This is a genomic window from Psychrobacter sp. ENNN9_III, assembly GCF_001462175.1.
GTDB lineage: Bacteria > Pseudomonadota > Gammaproteobacteria > Pseudomonadales > Moraxellaceae > Psychrobacter.
The window spans coordinates 1-18,300 of the sequence record NZ_LNUO01000042.1 but is presented as its reverse complement, the minus strand read 5'-3'; the positions used below and the strand labels follow the sequence as shown (position 1 = coordinate 18,300).

At 45.0% G+C, this 18,300-nt stretch carries 15 protein-coding genes; 14 read left to right on the top strand and 1 reads right to left on the bottom strand.

Annotated elements, in window-relative coordinates; all coding sequences use genetic code 11:
* The 9 genes from gspN to PENNN9_RS03350 form a co-directional block, all read left to right on the top strand.
* Positions 1–776: type II secretion system protein N (gene gspN / locus PENNN9_RS03385; RefSeq protein WP_156410062.1), on the top strand; the 776-nt coding region annotated here is incomplete at its 5' end.
* Complete coding sequence (locus tag PENNN9_RS03380) at positions 777–1,745, top strand: type II secretion system protein N (protein ID WP_058368333.1); 969 nt, start codon at positions 777–779, stop codon at positions 1,743–1,745.
* A 132-nt stretch (positions 1,746–1,877) separates the two neighbouring features.
* Positions 1,878–4,136, top strand: a complete 2,259-nt coding sequence (gene gspD / locus PENNN9_RS03375) for a type II secretion system secretin GspD (RefSeq protein WP_058368332.1) — start codon at positions 1,878–1,880, stop codon at positions 4,134–4,136.
* Positions 4,137–4,308: 172 nt separating this feature from the next.
* The gene (gene mgtE, locus PENNN9_RS03370; protein ID WP_058368331.1) at positions 4,309–5,712 is read left to right on the top strand and encodes a magnesium transporter; all 1,404 of its coding nucleotides are present in this window, start codon (positions 4,309–4,311) and stop codon (positions 5,710–5,712) included.
* Positions 5,713–5,867: 155 nt separating this feature from the next.
* Positions 5,868–6,332: a dUTP diphosphatase gene (dut, locus tag PENNN9_RS03365; RefSeq protein ID WP_058368330.1), complete on the top strand. Its 465-nt coding sequence runs from the start codon at positions 5,868–5,870 to the stop codon at positions 6,330–6,332.
* A gap of 113 nt (positions 6,333–6,445) precedes the next feature.
* Positions 6,446–6,664, top strand: coding sequence for a hypothetical protein (locus tag PENNN9_RS12485; protein WP_082637973.1), 219 nt, complete (start codon positions 6,446–6,448; stop codon positions 6,662–6,664).
* A 60-nt stretch (positions 6,665–6,724) separates the two neighbouring features.
* Positions 6,725–8,383 (top strand): hypothetical protein, encoded by a 1,659-nt coding sequence (locus PENNN9_RS03360; RefSeq protein ID WP_082637972.1) that lies wholly within the window; start codon positions 6,725–6,727, stop codon positions 8,381–8,383.
* 145 nt (positions 8,384–8,528) lie between these two features.
* Complete coding sequence (gene argB / locus PENNN9_RS03355; RefSeq protein WP_058368329.1) at positions 8,529–9,440, top strand: acetylglutamate kinase; 912 nt, start codon at positions 8,529–8,531, stop codon at positions 9,438–9,440.
* Between the two features lie 15 nt (positions 9,441–9,455).
* Complete coding sequence (locus PENNN9_RS03350) at positions 9,456–9,686, top strand: hypothetical protein (protein ID WP_058368328.1); 231 nt, start codon at positions 9,456–9,458, stop codon at positions 9,684–9,686.
* Positions 9,687–9,737: 51 nt separating this feature from the next.
* Here the strand turns inward: PENNN9_RS03350 and PENNN9_RS03345 are convergent, their stop codons facing one another.
* On the bottom strand, positions 9,738–10,103 hold the full coding sequence (locus tag PENNN9_RS03345) for an arsenate reductase (protein WP_058368327.1): 366 nt from the start codon (positions 10,101–10,103) through the stop codon (positions 9,738–9,740).
* A 410-nt stretch (positions 10,104–10,513) separates the two neighbouring features.
* On the opposite strand from PENNN9_RS03345, the gene leuS reads away from it, so the two are divergent.
* The 5 genes from leuS to PENNN9_RS03320 form a co-directional block, all read left to right on the top strand.
* Positions 10,514–13,231 (top strand): leucine--tRNA ligase, encoded by a 2,718-nt coding sequence (gene leuS, locus PENNN9_RS03340; protein ID WP_227511706.1) that lies wholly within the window; start codon positions 10,514–10,516, stop codon positions 13,229–13,231.
* Positions 13,232–13,292: 61 nt separating this feature from the next.
* A complete protein-coding gene (locus PENNN9_RS03335) occupies positions 13,293–13,982 on the top strand; it encodes a hypothetical protein (protein ID WP_058368326.1) in 690 nt (229 codons plus the stop codon).
* Between the two features lie 75 nt (positions 13,983–14,057).
* Entirely contained in the window at positions 14,058–15,128 is a 1,071-nt protein-coding gene (gene holA / locus PENNN9_RS03330) for a DNA polymerase III subunit delta (protein ID WP_058368325.1), read from the top strand.
* A 169-nt stretch (positions 15,129–15,297) separates the two neighbouring features.
* A complete protein-coding gene (locus PENNN9_RS03325) occupies positions 15,298–16,629 on the top strand; it encodes an efflux RND transporter periplasmic adaptor subunit (RefSeq protein ID WP_058368324.1) in 1,332 nt (443 codons plus the stop codon).
* Between the two features lie 99 nt (positions 16,630–16,728).
* The coding region (locus PENNN9_RS03320) for an ABC transporter permease (RefSeq protein ID WP_058368323.1) at positions 16,729–18,300 on the top strand (1,572 nt) is incomplete at its 3' end.

The window sequence follows — 18,300 nt, the reverse complement described above, 5'->3', positions numbered from 1 at the left end:
CTCATAAGCGTCCCCGTAAGCTGTGGTGGCTGGTTGGATTTGTTTTTTTTGCTCTGTTTGCGTTATTGCAAATGCCAGCATCTTGGGTCGTTGAGAAGTACGCACCTGACTCGATCTATATACAACATGTCTCAGGTAATCTGTGGCAAGGTTCAGCAATCTGGCAGTTACCAGTAGCGACTGTTCCATTGACGGGATCGGCCGAATGGTCTTGGCAGCCATGGCAATTGTTATTGGGTAAGATAGGCGCTAATGTCAAAATTACTACCGGGCAAACCCGTCTTGATGGGCAAGTCAATATAGGACGAAATTCTTGGCAGGTTGATGATATGAGCGGTAAAATCGCTTCTGACACGCTATCTAGTGTGGTTGATTGGCAACTGCCAAATACACCTGTTCAAGTAAATGCCGTCTCATTGCAACGCCAATCAGGCTCAAAAGTGACTGGCTTTACGACAGCAGATGGTCAGCTCACATGGGTGGGCGGTGAAGTTGGTTATCCAAGTGGGGGCAAAGTGTTTTATATCACGATGCCAGCGACCCGTGCTGAGTTAAATACAGAACAAAAAAACGATAAAAACTTGCTGCATATCAATTTATTAGACAAACAAGATAAGCGTTTGGGTGATTTATATCTTGATGGTGATAACATGCTAGATGTCAGCTTAACGCAGCGATTGTTAGAAAATATGCCCGAATATCAAGGTCAAGCACCGAAAGACACACCGGTAGTAAGTGTTCGCCAACCACTGCTGACAGGCTTAGGGGCGCGTTAAATGACGAGTATTCCAGCACGCCTAAAACCAGTGATAGACAACCTAAATAGGTTCTCAGTATGGTTGTTATTATTAGCGACTGGCTGGTTGGCTTGGACAATCGCACGTTTATTGTGGCTTATACTAGCGCCGCCGACAGCACCTGCACTGCAAATGCAGACATTGCAGAGTAATCCCGCATCTAATGCGGACACCAGTAGTTTGTTTGCGATATTCGCCGATCCCGAACCGGTAACTGCAGCTCCAAAGCCGCCACCTAATGTAAATTTAAAAGGGGTGCTATTGGCGATACCAGAGAGTCTGTCATCAGCATTGTTAGATGTAGAGGGTGAAGTCAAAAACTACCGTATCAATGAGAGCTTACAAGATAGTGGCTACGTGCTGGTTGCTGTCGATTGGAACGCTGTCGTTATCGCTGATGCTAGTGGTAGGGAGACAGTCATTAGCATGGCGGACTCTATGCCACTTGATCAAAGCGATATGGCAGCAGGGAATGTGAGCAATCAGCGCTTGCCAAGTAATGAACCAGTTGATGATTTGCAACCAATGCCATTACCTAATGCCATGTCTAATGACAATGTTGTCAATGCGGCTACTAGCTCCAATGATGGCTCTGACATCGACTCTACAGACAGTGACTCTACGAATAATAACAATGGAACAGGCAACTCAAGCTCTACCATTGATGAAGCTGTCACTGCATTACAAGACAGTCCAGCCAGTTATTTGAGTCGTATGGGAGTTATGGCTGCTGGTGAAGGTTATCAAGTCACCGCTGCAATGCCAGCCGGAATACGCAATCGACTGGGGCTCGAGCCGGGCGATCGAGTACTTAAGGTAAATGGCCAAAACATCGGTAGCGATCCTACACAAGACGCTGGTTTGTTGAAGCAAGTACAGCAATCAGGTGAAGCTCAGATTGAAGTAAAACGTGGAGAGCAAGTGATTACGATTCGTCAGCAGTTCTAAAAGATCTAATTGTGTTTAAATAACGCTGTTTGATCAAACCACTACTATCTTGACCATATAACAATATTGTTAGCGCTATCTTAGCAACGTTTCAGTTTACACTGAGTGATATCACAATGGGTAATTATAACCATGATAAGTTTTTATAAATTTTCAGTAACGCCTCTACGCCATTCATTGCAGCGTCTGCTGTATATATGTCGGCCATTGTGTTTAGCACTGCCGTTATGGGCTGCAACGTTTGGGTTTGCCAGTGCCGAAAGCTGGAAGGTAAACCTGCAAGATGCAGACATTAAAGCCTTTATTAACGAAGTGGCAACGATTACCGATCAAAACTTTGTCCTTGATCCGCGCATCAATGGCAATGTCACCGTAATATCTAATAAAGCCTTGTCTCGTGATGAGATTTATCAGCTGTTTTTGAGTGTCATGCAGGTCAATGGCATTGCAGCGATCGATTCAGGAACGACGATTAAGCTCGTTCCTGATAACGTCGCAAAGCAGTCGGGTGTCGAAGTCGATCTGCGAGGGGATAGTGTGGGTGAAGCCTTGGCAACTCGCGTTATTTATTTGACCAATACACAAGCAGCAGAAGTACTGGGCGTTATTCGGCCGCTAATGCCGCAATCTGCCCATGCTGCTGCTGTGCCTGGAGTCAATGCGCTGGTATTGTCAGATCGCGCTGACAGCTTAAATCAATTAACTACCCTAATTCGCGATTTGGATAACAATGTAAATGATAGTTTGCAAGTCATACCACTGCGCCATGTAGACGCTGAGCGTATGATGGATCTTATCAGTGCTTTAGTTTTAAATACAGGAGGTCAGGCACAAGGAGGCGGCAATCAGCTCAAAGTGATCGCTGATACTTCTAGTGATAGACTGCTGGTTAAGGGCAGTCCTGAAATGATTGCTAAAGTGCAAGAAATGGTCAATCAGCTTGATACAACGCCTTCGCGTCGCTTAAGCGGCTTGCGAGTCTTTCGCTTAAAATATGCAAGTGCTGGTCATATCGCCGAGATGTTACGCGGCTTACTTGCCAACCAGTCTATTAATAGTACGGGAGCGACATCGACTTTAGAGTCAGCTTCACTAAATAGTGCCAGCAGTACAGGTAGTGCATTGGGGAGTAATACCAACGATACACTCAATAATAATGGCTCCACTGGCAGTAATAACTTGACCTCAGATTCTGCGAGCAGCTCAGGCGGGGCAGGCGCGAGCAACGGTGGTCGGCAATTTAGCATTATCGCTGATGAAACGCAAAACTCAGTTATTGTCAATGCAGATCCCGAGCTTATGTTTGAGATTGAATCAGCTGTTAATCAGTTGGATAATCGCCGTGCGCAAGTACTTATTCAAGCTGCTATCGTTGAGGTCTCAGGCGATGATGCCGCCCAACTCGGTGTACAATGGGCACTTGGCAATGCAAACAGTGGCTATGGAGTAGTGAATTTCAATAACGTTGGTGCCAGCGCTGCATCATTAGCAGGCGCAGTATTGTCTGGAGGCGCATCAGGCATTAGCTCTGCGGCAGGCTCTATTGCCGGCGCGTTACTTGGTATTGGGGATAGTAGTACAGACAGTAATGGTAATACACAGTTTTATGGCGCTATCTTGCAAGCGTTAGATTCCTCTACTAGCGCGAACTTGTTATCTATGCCCTCTATTTTGACTTTGGACAATGAGAAGGCCAGCATTTTGGTGGGCCAAAACGTACCATTTGTAACGGGATCTTATACCACTAGTGGCAACTCATCTGAAAATCCATTCCAAACTATTGATCGTCAAGACATCGGTATCAATCTCAATGTTATTCCACACATTGGTGACAACGGCACGGTACGTTTGGAGGTCTCGCAAGAGGTCTCCTCGGTCGTACCTAGTAGTGTTGGTAACGCTAGTGGATTGATTACCAATAAAAGCTTAATCAATACTACTATTCTAGCGGATGATCAACAGACCATCGCGCTTGGTGGTTTGATGCGTGACAACACGACCAGCAATCAACAAAAAGTCCCGGGTCTAGGTAATGTACCTATTATCGGACGATTATTTCGCTCTGATAGTGATAGCACTCAAAAGAGTAACTTAATTATATTTTTACAACCGACTATTTTGCGTGATGGCGGAGCGGTCGCTAGTGTCACTGAGCGTAAATACAATCAAATGCGCGTACTACAGTTGGTCATCGATAAGAATGGAACGATCAAACAGCTACCTCTTAGCGGTACTGAGGGCTGGGATGGTAAGGTTGATGCTGATTATGAGTTGATGCCATTGAACCCGCTTGTACCTAAGCGCGATCAAAAGTCAAAACCGACAGCGCAAGGGTTTACTAAGGTAGATGACACAAATGCAGGCATTACGACATATCCGTTAAAGCGTTAAAATATAGCCGTTTAAGCTCGTTTACGCAGTATCGAGCGGCGCAGGCACAGCACGCCAGAAAAATTTATACCAGTTCCGCGTTGACATATAATGTATCTGTTTTTTTAGAATCGTCTATATTAATTTTTGATTGATTGTTTTTATTTTTTTATCGTTTATTTTTGGAATGCCTATGCCTGCCCCTACGCCAAGCTCAGAACAATCATCCAAACCGCAGTCAGAATATAATCTGTTAGAGTACAACGCTGAACATAAGCTGCTCTATTTGCAGGGATTGGTGGCTGATAATGCGTATGCAGCGATCACTGATTTTTTAGCCCAGCAGTCTGAATATGAAATTGCCAACTTACTAGAATCTTTCCCCAATCAAGATCGGCAGGTTATTTGGGCGCAGGTTCCAGAGTACCTCAAAGGCGAAGTGCTTGCCGAGTTAGAAGTTGATACGCGTCAACCGCTGATGGAGAATATCTCCTCAAAAGAGATTTCTTTATTTACCCAAGATCTTGACGCCCAAGACATCTCAGAAATCTTAGAAACAGTTACCGACACTGTGCGTACTTCGGTAATGGCAACGTTAGACGAAGACACTCGCATTCAAGTCAACAAGCTTGATACCTATGCAGATTGGGAAGTTGGCAGTTATATGGACCCTGATATCATTCAGGTTCAAGATGATGTGAGCTTGGCACATGTACAAGAATGGCTACGAGAAAACGATGAGCTACTAGATGACCAAAGCCAAGAGCTGTTGGTCGTTGATCAAAGCCAGCAGCTGTTGGGACTGTTAAGTTTGGTTGATTTAATCAAACACAAACAGAGCTCACTGGTCTCAAGCTTTACTGACAATGCCATTACTATCAATGACCGGTTAGACATCCAAGATGCTGCCGCAATTTTTCGTTCAGAAGACATTCGTTTTGCGCCCGTTATTAACAGTCATGGAGAGCTGGTCGGTCAATTAAATGGCGAAGACATCATGGAAATTATCCAAGATGATGTCGATAGCACAATGAAAAACTTGGCGGGTGTTAGTCAAGATGAGGAGTTATTTGCGCCTATCTTGACCAGTGCTAAAAGCCGTAGTGTCTGGCTGGGTATCAACTTATGTACTGCACTATTGGCTGCTGTCGTCATTGGTCAGTTTGAGGCGGTGCTGGCAAAAGTAGTAGCACTAGCGATATTAATGCCCGTGGTTGCTAGTATGGGCGGTATCGCAGGTTCACAGACGCTGACTGTTGTGATTCGAGGTATGGCTATGGGCCAAATCGGTGGCTCTAACCGTTGGTGGCTTTTTAATAAAGAGTTATGGGTTGGCGCAATTAACGGTCTTATTTGGGCGTTTATCATGGCGATTATTGCACAAATGTGGTTTCATGATGGTAAGATTAGTGCAGTAATTGGCTTTGCTATCGCCATTAACATGACCGCTGCCAATGTATCTGGTATTAGTATTCCATTGATGCTTAAGCGCATGAACATTGATCCTGCTCTATCTGCTTCAGTTATTTTGACCACAGTGACCGATATCGTCGGCTTTATGTCGTTTTTAGGATTGGCAAGCGTATTGCTGTTATAGCGGTTACCTTTTGCAAGGTATGAGCAAAACTTTGAGTCCAAAACTACAACGTGTCAAAGAGTAGTTGTTATCTATAATCGCTACCTGTTTATAAGTGATTATAAATATTGGTTTGATAAAAAAAATAGTATTATAAAAACTTAAGTGAGTGTGTTATGCAAGCTGTACAAGTCAAAATTCTTAATTCAAAAATTGGTACCCATCCTGATTTTCCTATGCCGACTCGTGCAACAGATGGATCAGCAGGTATCGATTTACGTGCCTGTATTGATGAGCCTTTGACCATCAAGGCAGGAGCGACTCATCTGGTGGGTACAGGCTTGGCCGTCTATATACAAGATCCCAATTATGCCGGAATGATATTACCGCGTTCAGGACTTGGTCATAAGCATGGCATTGTACTGGGCAACTTAGTCGGACTTATTGATGCCGACTATCAAGGGGAGCTGATGGTCAGTGTTTGGAATCGTAGTAGTGACGACTTTGTACTCAATCCTGCTGAGCGTATGGCACAGTACATTGTGGTACCAGTTGCTCGTCCAGAATTTGAAGTGGTTGCAGATTTTAATGATAAAAGTCTTCGCGGTGCAGGTGGCTTTGGACATTCAGGCCGTCATTAAATTTAAAACAACTGAGTTAAAATATATATCAGAGTAACATATATATAACCGCGGTGGACTTAGTAAGTAAGTGCGCCATTTACCATCAATAGGGATACGAGGAGTTTGTAGTCATGCCGACTTTTGCCGCCCAACTCCCTCTATTTCGTGCTTATGATATTCGCGGGGCACGTCAGTATTTTACTACTGAATTCATCGCGGCGTTGGGTGAAGTTTTTGCACAGCTATATAAAGCACAAGCCAGTCACTCAATAAAAAGTCATCCGCTGAAAAACATTCATCCAAAAAAACATGGCATAAAAAAAACACAATTTAAAAAATGCCTGATCTAAAAAAACAAGCACGTTAAAGAAAATTCTTTAGCTTGCTCTGTTTCTCAAAATTATCGCTTTGTGCCATCAGGTAATGTGGTGGTCATTGGCTATGATGTACGCTGTGATAGCGATACCATAGCGCATCTGCTTGCCAGTCGTCTGAGTCAGCACGGGTTGACGGTTATCCAGCTAGGACTTATTACAACGCCAATGATGGCGTTTTGGGCGCAGCAATATACAGGGCACGGTATTATAGTTACAGCCAGCCATTCTGAAAAGAATACTTTAGGGATAAAATGGTTGGTTAATAATGGGTCTCCTAGTGATGCTGATATTCAAGCTGTTTATAAAAGCCTTACGAATGATTCTATACCTAAGCTCAAAACATTATCTAACCCAAGCCATCAGCGAGATAATAAATCTCAAGTCAACCTTTTAAATAATCGTCATGCGAGCATAAAGGCAACTGATCTTGTCAGCCTACCTGCCGATACCGTTGTGTCTACTTACATCGATGCTATCGCGCAAGTATTTACTCGTATCGAGACGCAAAACTACTCCCCTGACCGCTCTAGTGCTACCAGTAAACTTGATTTAAAAATTGTTATTGATTGTCTAAATGGAGCGACCAGTAGGATTGCACAGCCCTTATTTGAACGCTTTTGTCAGCAAGTCATTGTGCTAAATGATATTCCGGACGGTAACTTTCCGAGAGGTAATCCAGACCCCACTGAGCCTAACCGTCTGGCAGAACTGCAGCAAACCGTTATTATTAATGAAGCAGATATGGGTCTGGCTTTTGATGGTGATGGTGATAGACTGATGATCGTCGATAACAGCGGTAAGGTCGTGACCCCTGATCATCTATTGTATTTGCTAGCGCGAGTCGCCATTGTAGAGCGTCCTATATACAATAAAAAGCCCAATACACCGCAGGTTTTATTTGATGTAAAGTGCTCTCATCATTTGGCACGCTTACTCAAAAAGCTTGATGCAGTACCAGTCATGAGTAAGACGGGTAGTAGTTTACTGCGCCAACAGCTTCAATCACATGATAATCGTGCTATTTTTGCTGGTGAGTTATCAGGACACTTTATCTTTAACGATGACTATTTTATTGTCTATGATGATGCTATGTATGCTGGACTGCGCTTGCTACATTGGCTGGCATCAACCGTTATCAAGTCCGATATTACCGCACTGTTAGGTATCGATACTAATTTCAATACTCATACGCTACCGCCAGCTTACGATGCGTGGGGCGCACGTAGAAGAGCGACTCTACCGTATCGACTGACTGATATTACATGGTATCTACCTACGCTTGTCAGTACCGCTGACAACTACCTGCCGTTGCCTGAGAGTGCTACTACTACGTGTTCAATTGTGCATCATTTGACGGTTCTCTGTCGTTATCTACAGCATTTGGTCGAAGATACTCATGACGTCGCGTTGCCAACATGTCATTGTTTTGATAGCGTGCAACAAATAACACCAGCTCAGGCTAAGCGGCTGTTGCCAAAAGGTACGCGTCTGTCTTGTATTGACGGCGTACGTTTAGATTTTGCTCATGGTTTTGGCGTATTGCGTCAGTCAAATACCAGTCATAGCCTCACGGTACGTTTTGCAGGAGATAGTTTGGCTGCTATGACAGAGGTGCAAACGCGTTTTATCGCCTTATGTCAAGCTTTTGATACGCAGTTGGCCGAGCAAATTGCTGCTATATCTGCCGAATAGACACAATAGCCACGACCTCTCAATTTTTAAGAAATACTATTTAAGTAATAGCATTTAATACAATACTTTTGCCACTAATGGCACAATAATGAGCTAAAAGTGCATAAACAACGTGCACTTTATTAGCGTATTTTAGGAGAGCCCAATGTCGCTTAATTTAGATGATGCTAAGAACACCGCTGAGGTACTAACCACTGCACTGCCTTATATTCAGCGCTTTGTCGGCAAGCTGATTGTGGTTAAATACGGCGGTAACGCGATGACTGACCCAGCGCTTGAAAGCTCATTTGCCCGTGATATTGTCCTTCTAAAGACGGTCGGCCTACATCCAGTAGTCGTCCATGGCGGCGGGCCTCAAGTCGATAATTTATTAAAGGAGCTTGGTCGTCAGTCTGATCGTATCGATGGGATGCGTGTGACCGATAAAGGCACTATGGATATCGTCGAGATGGTACTCGGCGGCAATGTCAACAAATCTATTGTTAGCCTCATTAACAAACATGGCGGCCGTGCTATCGGCCTAACCGGTAAAGATGCCAACCTCATCCAAGCCAAAAAACTCTTGGTAGAAAAGATTGGAGCAGACGGTATAGCCGTGCCAGTAGATTTAGGCTACGTCGGTGACGTGGTCAGCGTCAACAAAGACGTGATTAATATGCTTATTGCTTCCAACTTCATCCCAGTTATTGCACCGCTTGGTGTCGATGAAGAAGGCAACACCTATAACATCAATGCTGATTTGGTCGCCGGTAAAGTGGCGGAGTTTTTGCAGGCAGAAAAACTCATGCTCTTAACCAATATCAAGGGCGTCTTGGGCCGTGATGGCAAAGTGGTGACTGGCCTGACACCAAAAACCGTTGATAGCTTGATCGCAGACGGCACGATTTCAGGCGGTATGATTCCTAAAATAGGGTGCGCGCTTGATGCGGTGCGTGGCGGCGTAAAAAGCGCAGTCATTGTCGATGGCCGTGTACCGCATGCCACCTTGCTTGAGATTTTCACCAACGAAGGTGTCGGTACACTGATCAGTCGTGACTTAGATTCATCGATGACCTGACATTAGGAGCCAATCATGGCCTTGTGGTTATGGTGTCTGCTTTTTGTGTTAGAGAGCCTCTACTGCTGGTGGATTATTGGCTACGGCGGTGCGCGCTGGATAGAGGGCTGGAAGTCGTTCTTTATGATTGAATGGTTTGCGCTTGATTGGACAGCGGAGCAAATTCGTCTTTACGTGCTCATTATTTGGTGCTTCAGTCTGATTTGGTTTATCATAGGTATTATAAAGCCCGAGCTTAGGCTCTAAGCTTGGGCTTTTTGCCAGTATCTAAAAGCTTTGTTTACCTAAAAGCTTCTCTTACGAAAAAGTCGCGTCGAACGCTTCTTCATCATAACCACACAGCAAGAAAAGCTTATCTTGGTAACTGCCTTCTACAATTGGACGTTTAATCATGCTGGTGTTTTCTACCAGCAAATCTATCGCTTTATCTATACTGTCATCAGCGGCTTGCTTCTGCTCGTCAGATAGTTTGCGCCACGTGGTTCCGCGCTTGTTTAGCACTTTATCAATACCCAGCTTATCTACCCAGCGCTCTACGCTCTCTTTATCAATACCCTGCTTTTTATAGTCATGAAACTCATAGCTTACATTTAGCTCATCAAGCTTGGTAAACGCTTTTTTCATGGTGCTACATGATTTGATGCCATAAACAGTGATGCTCATAAAAACTCCCAATCCATAGTCATTAGTCGCTGTATTATACCGAAGCCGGTTAATTTTTGGTTTATTAGGGCGTGTCCTCATTTTAAAAATGGCGATAAAAATGAGATAAATCGCCGTCAAACAAGGAAAATAGCGCAGATAATATCGAGATATTAATCAGCTATTTGACATCGTTTGGCCAGATTTAGCCATTTTTAGCCCATTTAGATGGCTATCGATTGAATTGAGGACACGGCCTAAACAAAAACCTCCTGTCGCTACCATGACGCCTTCCCTCAACTTGCAAACATGTCGTCGTGACAGCGCGCGAACGCGTCATCATACCATCGCAATTTTCGCCAAATTACGCTATGCTATGGCATTATTTTGTTTTACCCAATTTATCTGTAATCATCAATTTCGAGCCGACTATGAGCAACGCCGTGACAGCAGAAACTGCTAATACCAATCAGACCAATAATACTTCTATAGACCATACCCAATATCAACCGCAGCTGATCGAAGCGGCACAACAAGCCAAATGGGCAACGGACAAACGCTATGAAGTGGGCAATGAGCCAAGCGACAAGCCCAGTCGCTATATGCTGTCGATGTTCCCGTACCCAAGCGGCAAGCTGCACATGGGACACGTGCGTAACTATACCATCTCTGATGTGTTAAGCCGTTATTATCGTCTAAAGGGTTTCGAGGTCATGCAGCCAATGGGCTGGGATGGCTTTGGCCTGCCAGCGGAAAACGCCGCCATCGCCAACCAAACGCCACCTGCTGCTTGGACATTTGCCAACATCGACAACATGCGCGCGCAGCTAAAATTGCTCGGTCTCTCTATCGACTGGTCACGTGAGTTTGCCACTTGTAGCCCTGAGTATTATCAGTGGGAACAGTGGTTATTTTTACAGTTATATAAAAAAGGCTTGGTCTACAAAAAACTCTCTACGGTCAACTGGGATCCGGTCGACAACACCGTCCTTGCCAACGAGCAAGTCATCGATGGCAAAGGCTGGCGTAGTGGCGCGCCCGTTGAGAAGCGCGACATCCCGATGTATTACTTTAATATCACTGATTATGCCGATGAGCTGCTCGATGATTTAGACCAGCTAGAGGGTCATTGGCCGTCTGAAGTTCTGACCATGCAGCGCAATTGGATTGGACGTAGTGCTGGTATGGAAGTTCACTTCCCTTATGAGCTTGCAGGCGAAAGCAACACTTTAGATGTGTTTACCACTCGCCCTGATACCTTGTTGGGCGTCACTTATGTAGCGGTTGCCGCTGAGCATCCATTAGCGCAGTATGCGTCTGAGCATGATGAGGCGATCGCTCAGTTTTGTGCGTTATGTAAAAAAGGCTCAGTCGCCGAAGCAGATCTTGCCAAAGCCGAAAAGATCGGTATGGATACTGGCCTTACTGTGCTTCATCCACTTACAGGTAAAAAAGTACCTGTTTGGGTTGCCAACTATGTACTGATGAGCTACGGCTCAGGTGCGGTAATGGCGGTACCTGCACACGATGAGCGCGATTATGAATTTGCGACCAAATACAACTTGCCTATCAAACAAGTTATCCAGTCTCCTGACGGTTATGCTGAGTCCGTCATCGCCGATGCCAAAACAGCTGGTACTGAACCAAACCTTGCTTATACTGAGCGCAATAGCTTGGTCAATTCAGGCGAATTTGATGGTATGGATTTTGATCAAGCGTTTGAGGCAATGCTGGCAAAGCTTGAGCCGCAGGAGCTGGCGAAGAAAAAAATCCAGTACCGCCTGCGTGATTGGGGCGTCTCGCGTCAGCGCTACTGGGGCTGCCCTATCCCGATGGTCAACTGTGAGCACTGCGGCACAGTACCTGTTGAAGAGCAGGATTTGCCAGTTGTACTGCCAACTGACGTCGTTCCAGACGGCCGCGGCAACCCGCTCAAAAACATACCAGAGTTTGTCAATACTACTTGTCCAAAGTGCGGCAATCCAGCTGAGCGCGAGACCGATACCTTTGACACCTTCGTTGAGTCGAGCTGGTACTACGCGCGCTTTGCCAGTCCAAACGACACGCAAAACATGGTCAACAAGTCTGCGGCCAATAAATGGCTGCCTGTCGATCAATACATCGGCGGTGTCGAGCACGCGGTCATGCACCTACTTTATGCGCGTTTCTTCCATAAGCTTATGCGTGATGAAAACTTAGTATCAGGAAACGAGCCGTTTGCTAATTTGATGACGCAAGGCATGGTACTTGCTGGTACTTTTAATAGAGTCAATAGCGATGGCAGTACCACTTATTATTTCTCAGACGATGTCGATATCGATTACAACGAACGTGGACAACCGATTAAAGCAACTTTAAAAGCAGATGGTCAGCCCGTTACAATTGGTAAAATCGAAAAGATGTCCAAGTCAAAAAACAACGGTGTCGATCCACAGATTACTATTGATAAATATGGCGCTGATACTGTGCGTCTATATACGCTATTTACTGCCCCTGCTGATCAAACCCTTGAATGGTCGGATGATGCGCTAAAAGGTCCGTATAATTTTGTCAAAAAGGTTTGGCGCATCGCAACTGAACACATGCAAGCATTAGCAGCAGCCAACTTAAACCTTGAGACGCTCAATAATGAAGCCTTAAACACGGATGGTCTAAGTAAAGAAGCGAAAAACTTACGTCGTAAGACTCATGAAACCATCGTCAAGATTGATAGTGATTTGGGTGACCGTTTGGCGCTGAACACGCCAGTATCGAGTTTGATGGAGCTTGCCAATGAGCTATCAAGCTTTAATGCCAGCGGTGAGCAAGACTTGCAAGTACAGCACGAAGCATTGATTGACTTACTGATTATGCTATCCGTTTATGCCCCGCACGTTGGTGAGCACTTAATTGAGCAGTTAGGACTCGACACGGTAACGTTAAACTACCCAGCCGTTGACGAGCGCGCTCTGGTGCAGGATACGATTACGATGGTGGTACAGGTCAATGGTAAGATGCGCGGTAAAATGGATGTCGCCCCCAACAGCGATCCTGAGCAGCTAAAAGCACAGGCGCGTACGCTTGAAGGTGTGGCCAAGTTTTTGACAGGGGACATCAAAAAAGAAATCGTTGTCCCTAATAAATTGGTCAATATCGTGGTGGTAGGTTAGATCTTTTAGGCTTAGAAATTTTGATGACCCTAAGCCTTTTTAAAATTTAAGGATAGCGATTATGTCTTATAAGCATCGAGCTGCACAATCACAACCCAAAAAGGCAAACGGGCAAAAACTAGCGACAGCGTTACTTGCTGCTTTGCCGATGATGACAGTACTCGGTGCCGCGACAGCGCTTAGCGGCTGCGGCTTTCAATTACGTGGTTATGATACACCGATGCTGTTTGATGTTGCCAAAACAGCGATAATTATTGAAGATGATCGTACTTCCTTTCCGTTAAAACTACCATTAACGCGGCGCCTAGAAGCCTTGGGGGTCGATGTCATTGATAACATGACTCTGACCGACGTGGCTAATAACAATCAAAGTGCTGATACTGCACCAATCGCTGCTATTACAGTAAAAAATATACGTTTTAAGCGTTATGAGCTGGTTGGTGTATTGACAGAGATTCGCTTAGTATTGACAGCAGATGTTAGTTATCAAACTGTCGAAAATGGCAAGTCTGTGACTTTAACCAATCCTATTCAAGTCGAACGTAGCTATCAGTATAATGAGGCATCTGTCAGCACTGATGATCAGCAAGGTGACCAAATCCGCGACTGGCTTTATGATAGCTTGGCACGCCGGATTACAGATCAATATGTCGCCATCTCCTTACCTAAAGTTGCTCCCAGTAGGACTAATAATTCAGCTCAAATGATTAAAAACTCAGCAACCACCAACGTTATTGCACCTAACCCCTAGTTTCGTAGCTAGGGCTCGCATTGCTTACTTTTACACTCTAATTTCTCAACCTTAAAAGGTTATGATTCAATCCTTATGCAAGATACCTTTATACAGGCCTATCCAAAGCTACTACAACCTACCGTTGCAGTAGCTGGCTTGTGGCTTGCACATGGTGATGAGCCGTTACTAAGTCAATGGTTTATCGATGCCATGCGTCCACACTGGCGCGCACAAAACTACGCGATTAAGCGTATTGAACTAATATCTGTTAAAAGCTGGCAAGAGGTGCTATCAGAGCTGGGTAGCCAATCTTTATTCGACGATGCCAGCGCGCTCATCGTGACGGGCAACCATAAGCCGGACAAAGCCGTCATCGCTGAGCTAGAACGCCTCGCTCAGGATGCACAAACAGGAGCGCATAGTCATAGTTTGTTATGGTTAACATCCAAACAAGACAAGCGGTCTCAGAGCAGTAAATGGTTTGCACCGTTTGCTCAATATGGTCACGTTATTGATTGCAATTTATATAATGAACAACAACGTCAGCAGCTGCTACAAATACAAGCACAGCAGTTTGGCCTAAAGCTATCAAAAGAAGCGTGGCAGCTACTCATGTCACATACCGAGCACCATCTATTGAGTGCCTATCAAACATTATGGCGATTGTCTTATCTGTTCGCACCGCAATTGATGGCAAATAGCGATAAGACTAAAGAAAACAACATCTCTAAGCCTGCTACCAATGTCGCTTTAGACATCAAAGATCTACAAGCTGCCTTAGTCAGCGACGCCCAATTTAGCGTGTTTGATTTATCGGATGCGATGCTTGCAGGTAATAGCGCGCAAGTGGTAAAAATAATGTTTCAGCTGAAAACGACTGATGAGCCAACGACCTTAGTGCTATGGGCGATTAGTAAAGACATGCGTCAGATTATGCAACTGATGGATGGACAAGACCCGCAAGCACTTGGCATATGGCGGAGCAAGCAAGGCTTATACCAGCAAGCTTGTCGCCGTCAGTCAAAAGCGCAAACTGCCGAATGGCCTGCCCTGCTTTATCGCTGTGACCGAGCGATTAAAGGTCTTATTCGCCAGCCAGCTTGGGAGCTTTTATTACAAGCGGCATTGGAGCTATCTGGTCAACGCTTGTTTACGACTCGATAACTTTCTATCTTTACTATTCTCCACAACTTGTCTTTATTAGCTGATCTTAAATGGCAGATTTTGGTTCTTCCTACTCTCCTTAACCTTTCTTAAACTATCTACCATTCCTTTTTATTCTGTAAGCCTCTACTATACATACACTTAAGTTCACTGTGATTGGATCATTACCATGCGCAAAATAAGCAAAAAGCCTGCTATCAAATGGGGCATTATCGCCTTGATTATTATAGCGTTAGGAGCTTTAGCCTATACCTTTTTAAAACCAGAAGAAGAAAAACCCAGCTACCTGACAGCAACGGCTAACATTGGCGATATTGAAAACAACGTCATGGCTTCTGGTAAAGTTAAAGCACTCAATACGGTTGATGTCGGTGCGCAGGTGTCCGGTGAAGTTAAACGTTTGTATGTTGAGGTGGGCGACGAAGTACAAGAAGGCGATCTTATTGCTCAGATTGATCAAGTGACGCAAAAAAACAACTTAAGTAATGAGCAAGCAAGCCTTGAGCAAAGTGAAGCCGCTATTCAAAGCGCACAAGCAGAATATTTAAGTCGACAAGCCAGCCTAAAGAGCGCCTACGCCGATCTTGCCAGTCGTCAATCTGAGCTAAAACAAGCCCAGTCTGATTTTGCTCGCCTGCAAGACTTAGTCGCCATCGATGCAATATCGCAGCAGGAGTATGATACCCAAGCGACGAGTGTTGAGACAGCAAAAGCTGCCGTTGCCAATGCGCGTGCAGCTATCGATACGGCTAAGGCTGCTATCGCCACCACAGAAGCAAATATCAATAGTCAGCAAGCAGCACTACGCAAATCCCAAACCAACGTCAGTACTGCTGAGGAAGACTTAAGCTATACCACTATTCGCGCGCCCATGTCAGGGACTATAGTCTCTGTTACTACTGAACAAGGCACTACCGTCAATGCCAATCAAACAGCGCCGACCATTGTTACCTTAGCGGACTTATCGACCGTACGTATCAATGCGCAGATTTCTGAAGCTGATGTAATCAATGTTAAAGCTGGCATGCCAGTCTATTTCAATATCATTGGCAATCCTGATCAAAAGTTTGATTCTATACTCAAGGCCATTGAGCCTGCACCTGAGAACATCAGTGACACCAGCTCAACGGATTCTGCGATTTATTATGTGGGTTACATCGAAGTGCCTAACACGGACCGGCGCTTTCGCATTGACATGACAGCACAGGTTTATATCGTTATCGATCAAGCAACAGACGCCCTGCTTATCCCTGCTGCTGCTCTACAGCCTGTTGGCAAAACGGACAAAAAAGCGACTGCAAACGATGATCCAAACGTAAAAACGGGTAAGGTTCGCGTGCTAAAACCAGACGGCGAAGTGGTTGAACAGAGAGTTAAAACTGGCATCAACAATCGTGTCGATGTACAGATTTTAAGTGGCTTGAATAAAGGCGATGAAGTGATTTTAGGTGAAGCAGACTCAACCAAAGGCCAAAGCAGCAGAGGTGGTAGACCGTTCTAACCATTAGATTTATAAGATGAGCTTTAGTTTTGATTGCTTGGTGTTTAGGAGTTTTACGTCAGCAATTTTTTAGTAGTATGCATATAGGTAGCATCGCAAATGAGTCACAAAACCTCTGATCTTAAAACCGCAGCAGACGTCCCATTGATGCAGGTCAAAGGGCTAATAAGAGAGTTCAAAGCTGGTGAGCAAACCATTCGCGTGCTACACGATATCGACTTGACCATCAATCAAGGTGAGATGGTCGCTATCATAGGTCAGTCAGGCTCTGGTAAGTCAACTCTAATGAATATTTTAGGCTGCTTAGATCAAGCGACGGCAGGCGAATACAAGATATATGGACAATCTGTCAATCGCTTGGACGCTGATGAATTGGCCAAGCTACGCCGCGAGCATTTCGGTTTTATTTTTCAACGCTATCATTTGCTTGGCGACATTAGCGCACGAGACAATGTCTCTGTACCTGCGGTATACGCCGGTATGGATGGACAGGCACGTAGTGAACGAGCCGAGAAGCTATTAGCGGATTTGGGCTTAGCAGAAAAAGTAAATAACCGTCCAAACCAGCTATCTGGTGGTCAACAGCAACGTGTATCTATCGCGCGCGCCCTCATGAACGGCGGTGATATCATCTTAGCAGATGAGCCAACTGGCGCGCTAGATAGTAAGTCGGGCGAAGATGTCATGCAGATTTTGCATGATTTAAATGCTCAAGGGCATACCATCATTATGGTTACCCATGACCCCAATCTTGCCGCACAAGCCGAACGCGTCATTGAACTCAAAGACGGCTACGTCATCGCTGACTATAAGAATGACAATTATCAACAAGTACAGGCGCGGCCCGAATCGATCTTAGACAATCATCGCAAAAGCGCTTTTAGTAGCTTTATTGATCGCTTATTTGAAGCCTTTAAGATGTCGTTACTAGCGATGCGCGCGCACAAAATGCGCACTTTGCTTACGATGCTTGGGATTATTATCGGTATCGCCTCAGTGGTATCCGTGGTTGGACTCGGTAAAGGCTCACAAGCGCAGATTTTAACCAACATCAGCTCCCTTGGTACCAATACCATTACCGTAAGTGATGGCTACCCCTATGGCGACCCACGACGTCAGTACAATGATGATAATTTGACCCCGCAAGATGCTCAAGCTGTTGCAGATCAGCCCTATGTCATTAGTGTCAGCCCTCAGCTTGATAGCAACATGAATGTACGCTATCGCAATGTACAAGAGGCCGCTAGTGTCAGTGGTGTCGGAGAGGACTATCTTAGTGTCAGTGGTGAGTCGCTGATTCAGGGGCAAGATTTTGACGAGCAAAGTATCTTGCGACGTACGCAAGATATTATTATTGACGACAATGCCAAAAACACCTTTTTTCCAGATATCGCCAACCCTATTGGTGAGGTGTTATTAATAGGCAGTGTACCAGGACGCGTGATTGGTGTCCTTGCCCCCAATAACAGTGGCTTTAGTCGTAGTGTCGACTCACCAACGCTGTATATGCCGTATACGACGATGATGTCACGTATTAAAGGTAGTGCCTACATTGAGAGTTTTGTGGCATTAATCGACGATAATATCTCTTCTTCGGCTGCTGAGTCCGCCATCTCCCAATTGATGATAAGTCGTCATGGCACCGATGATTTTCGTATACGTAATTCTGAC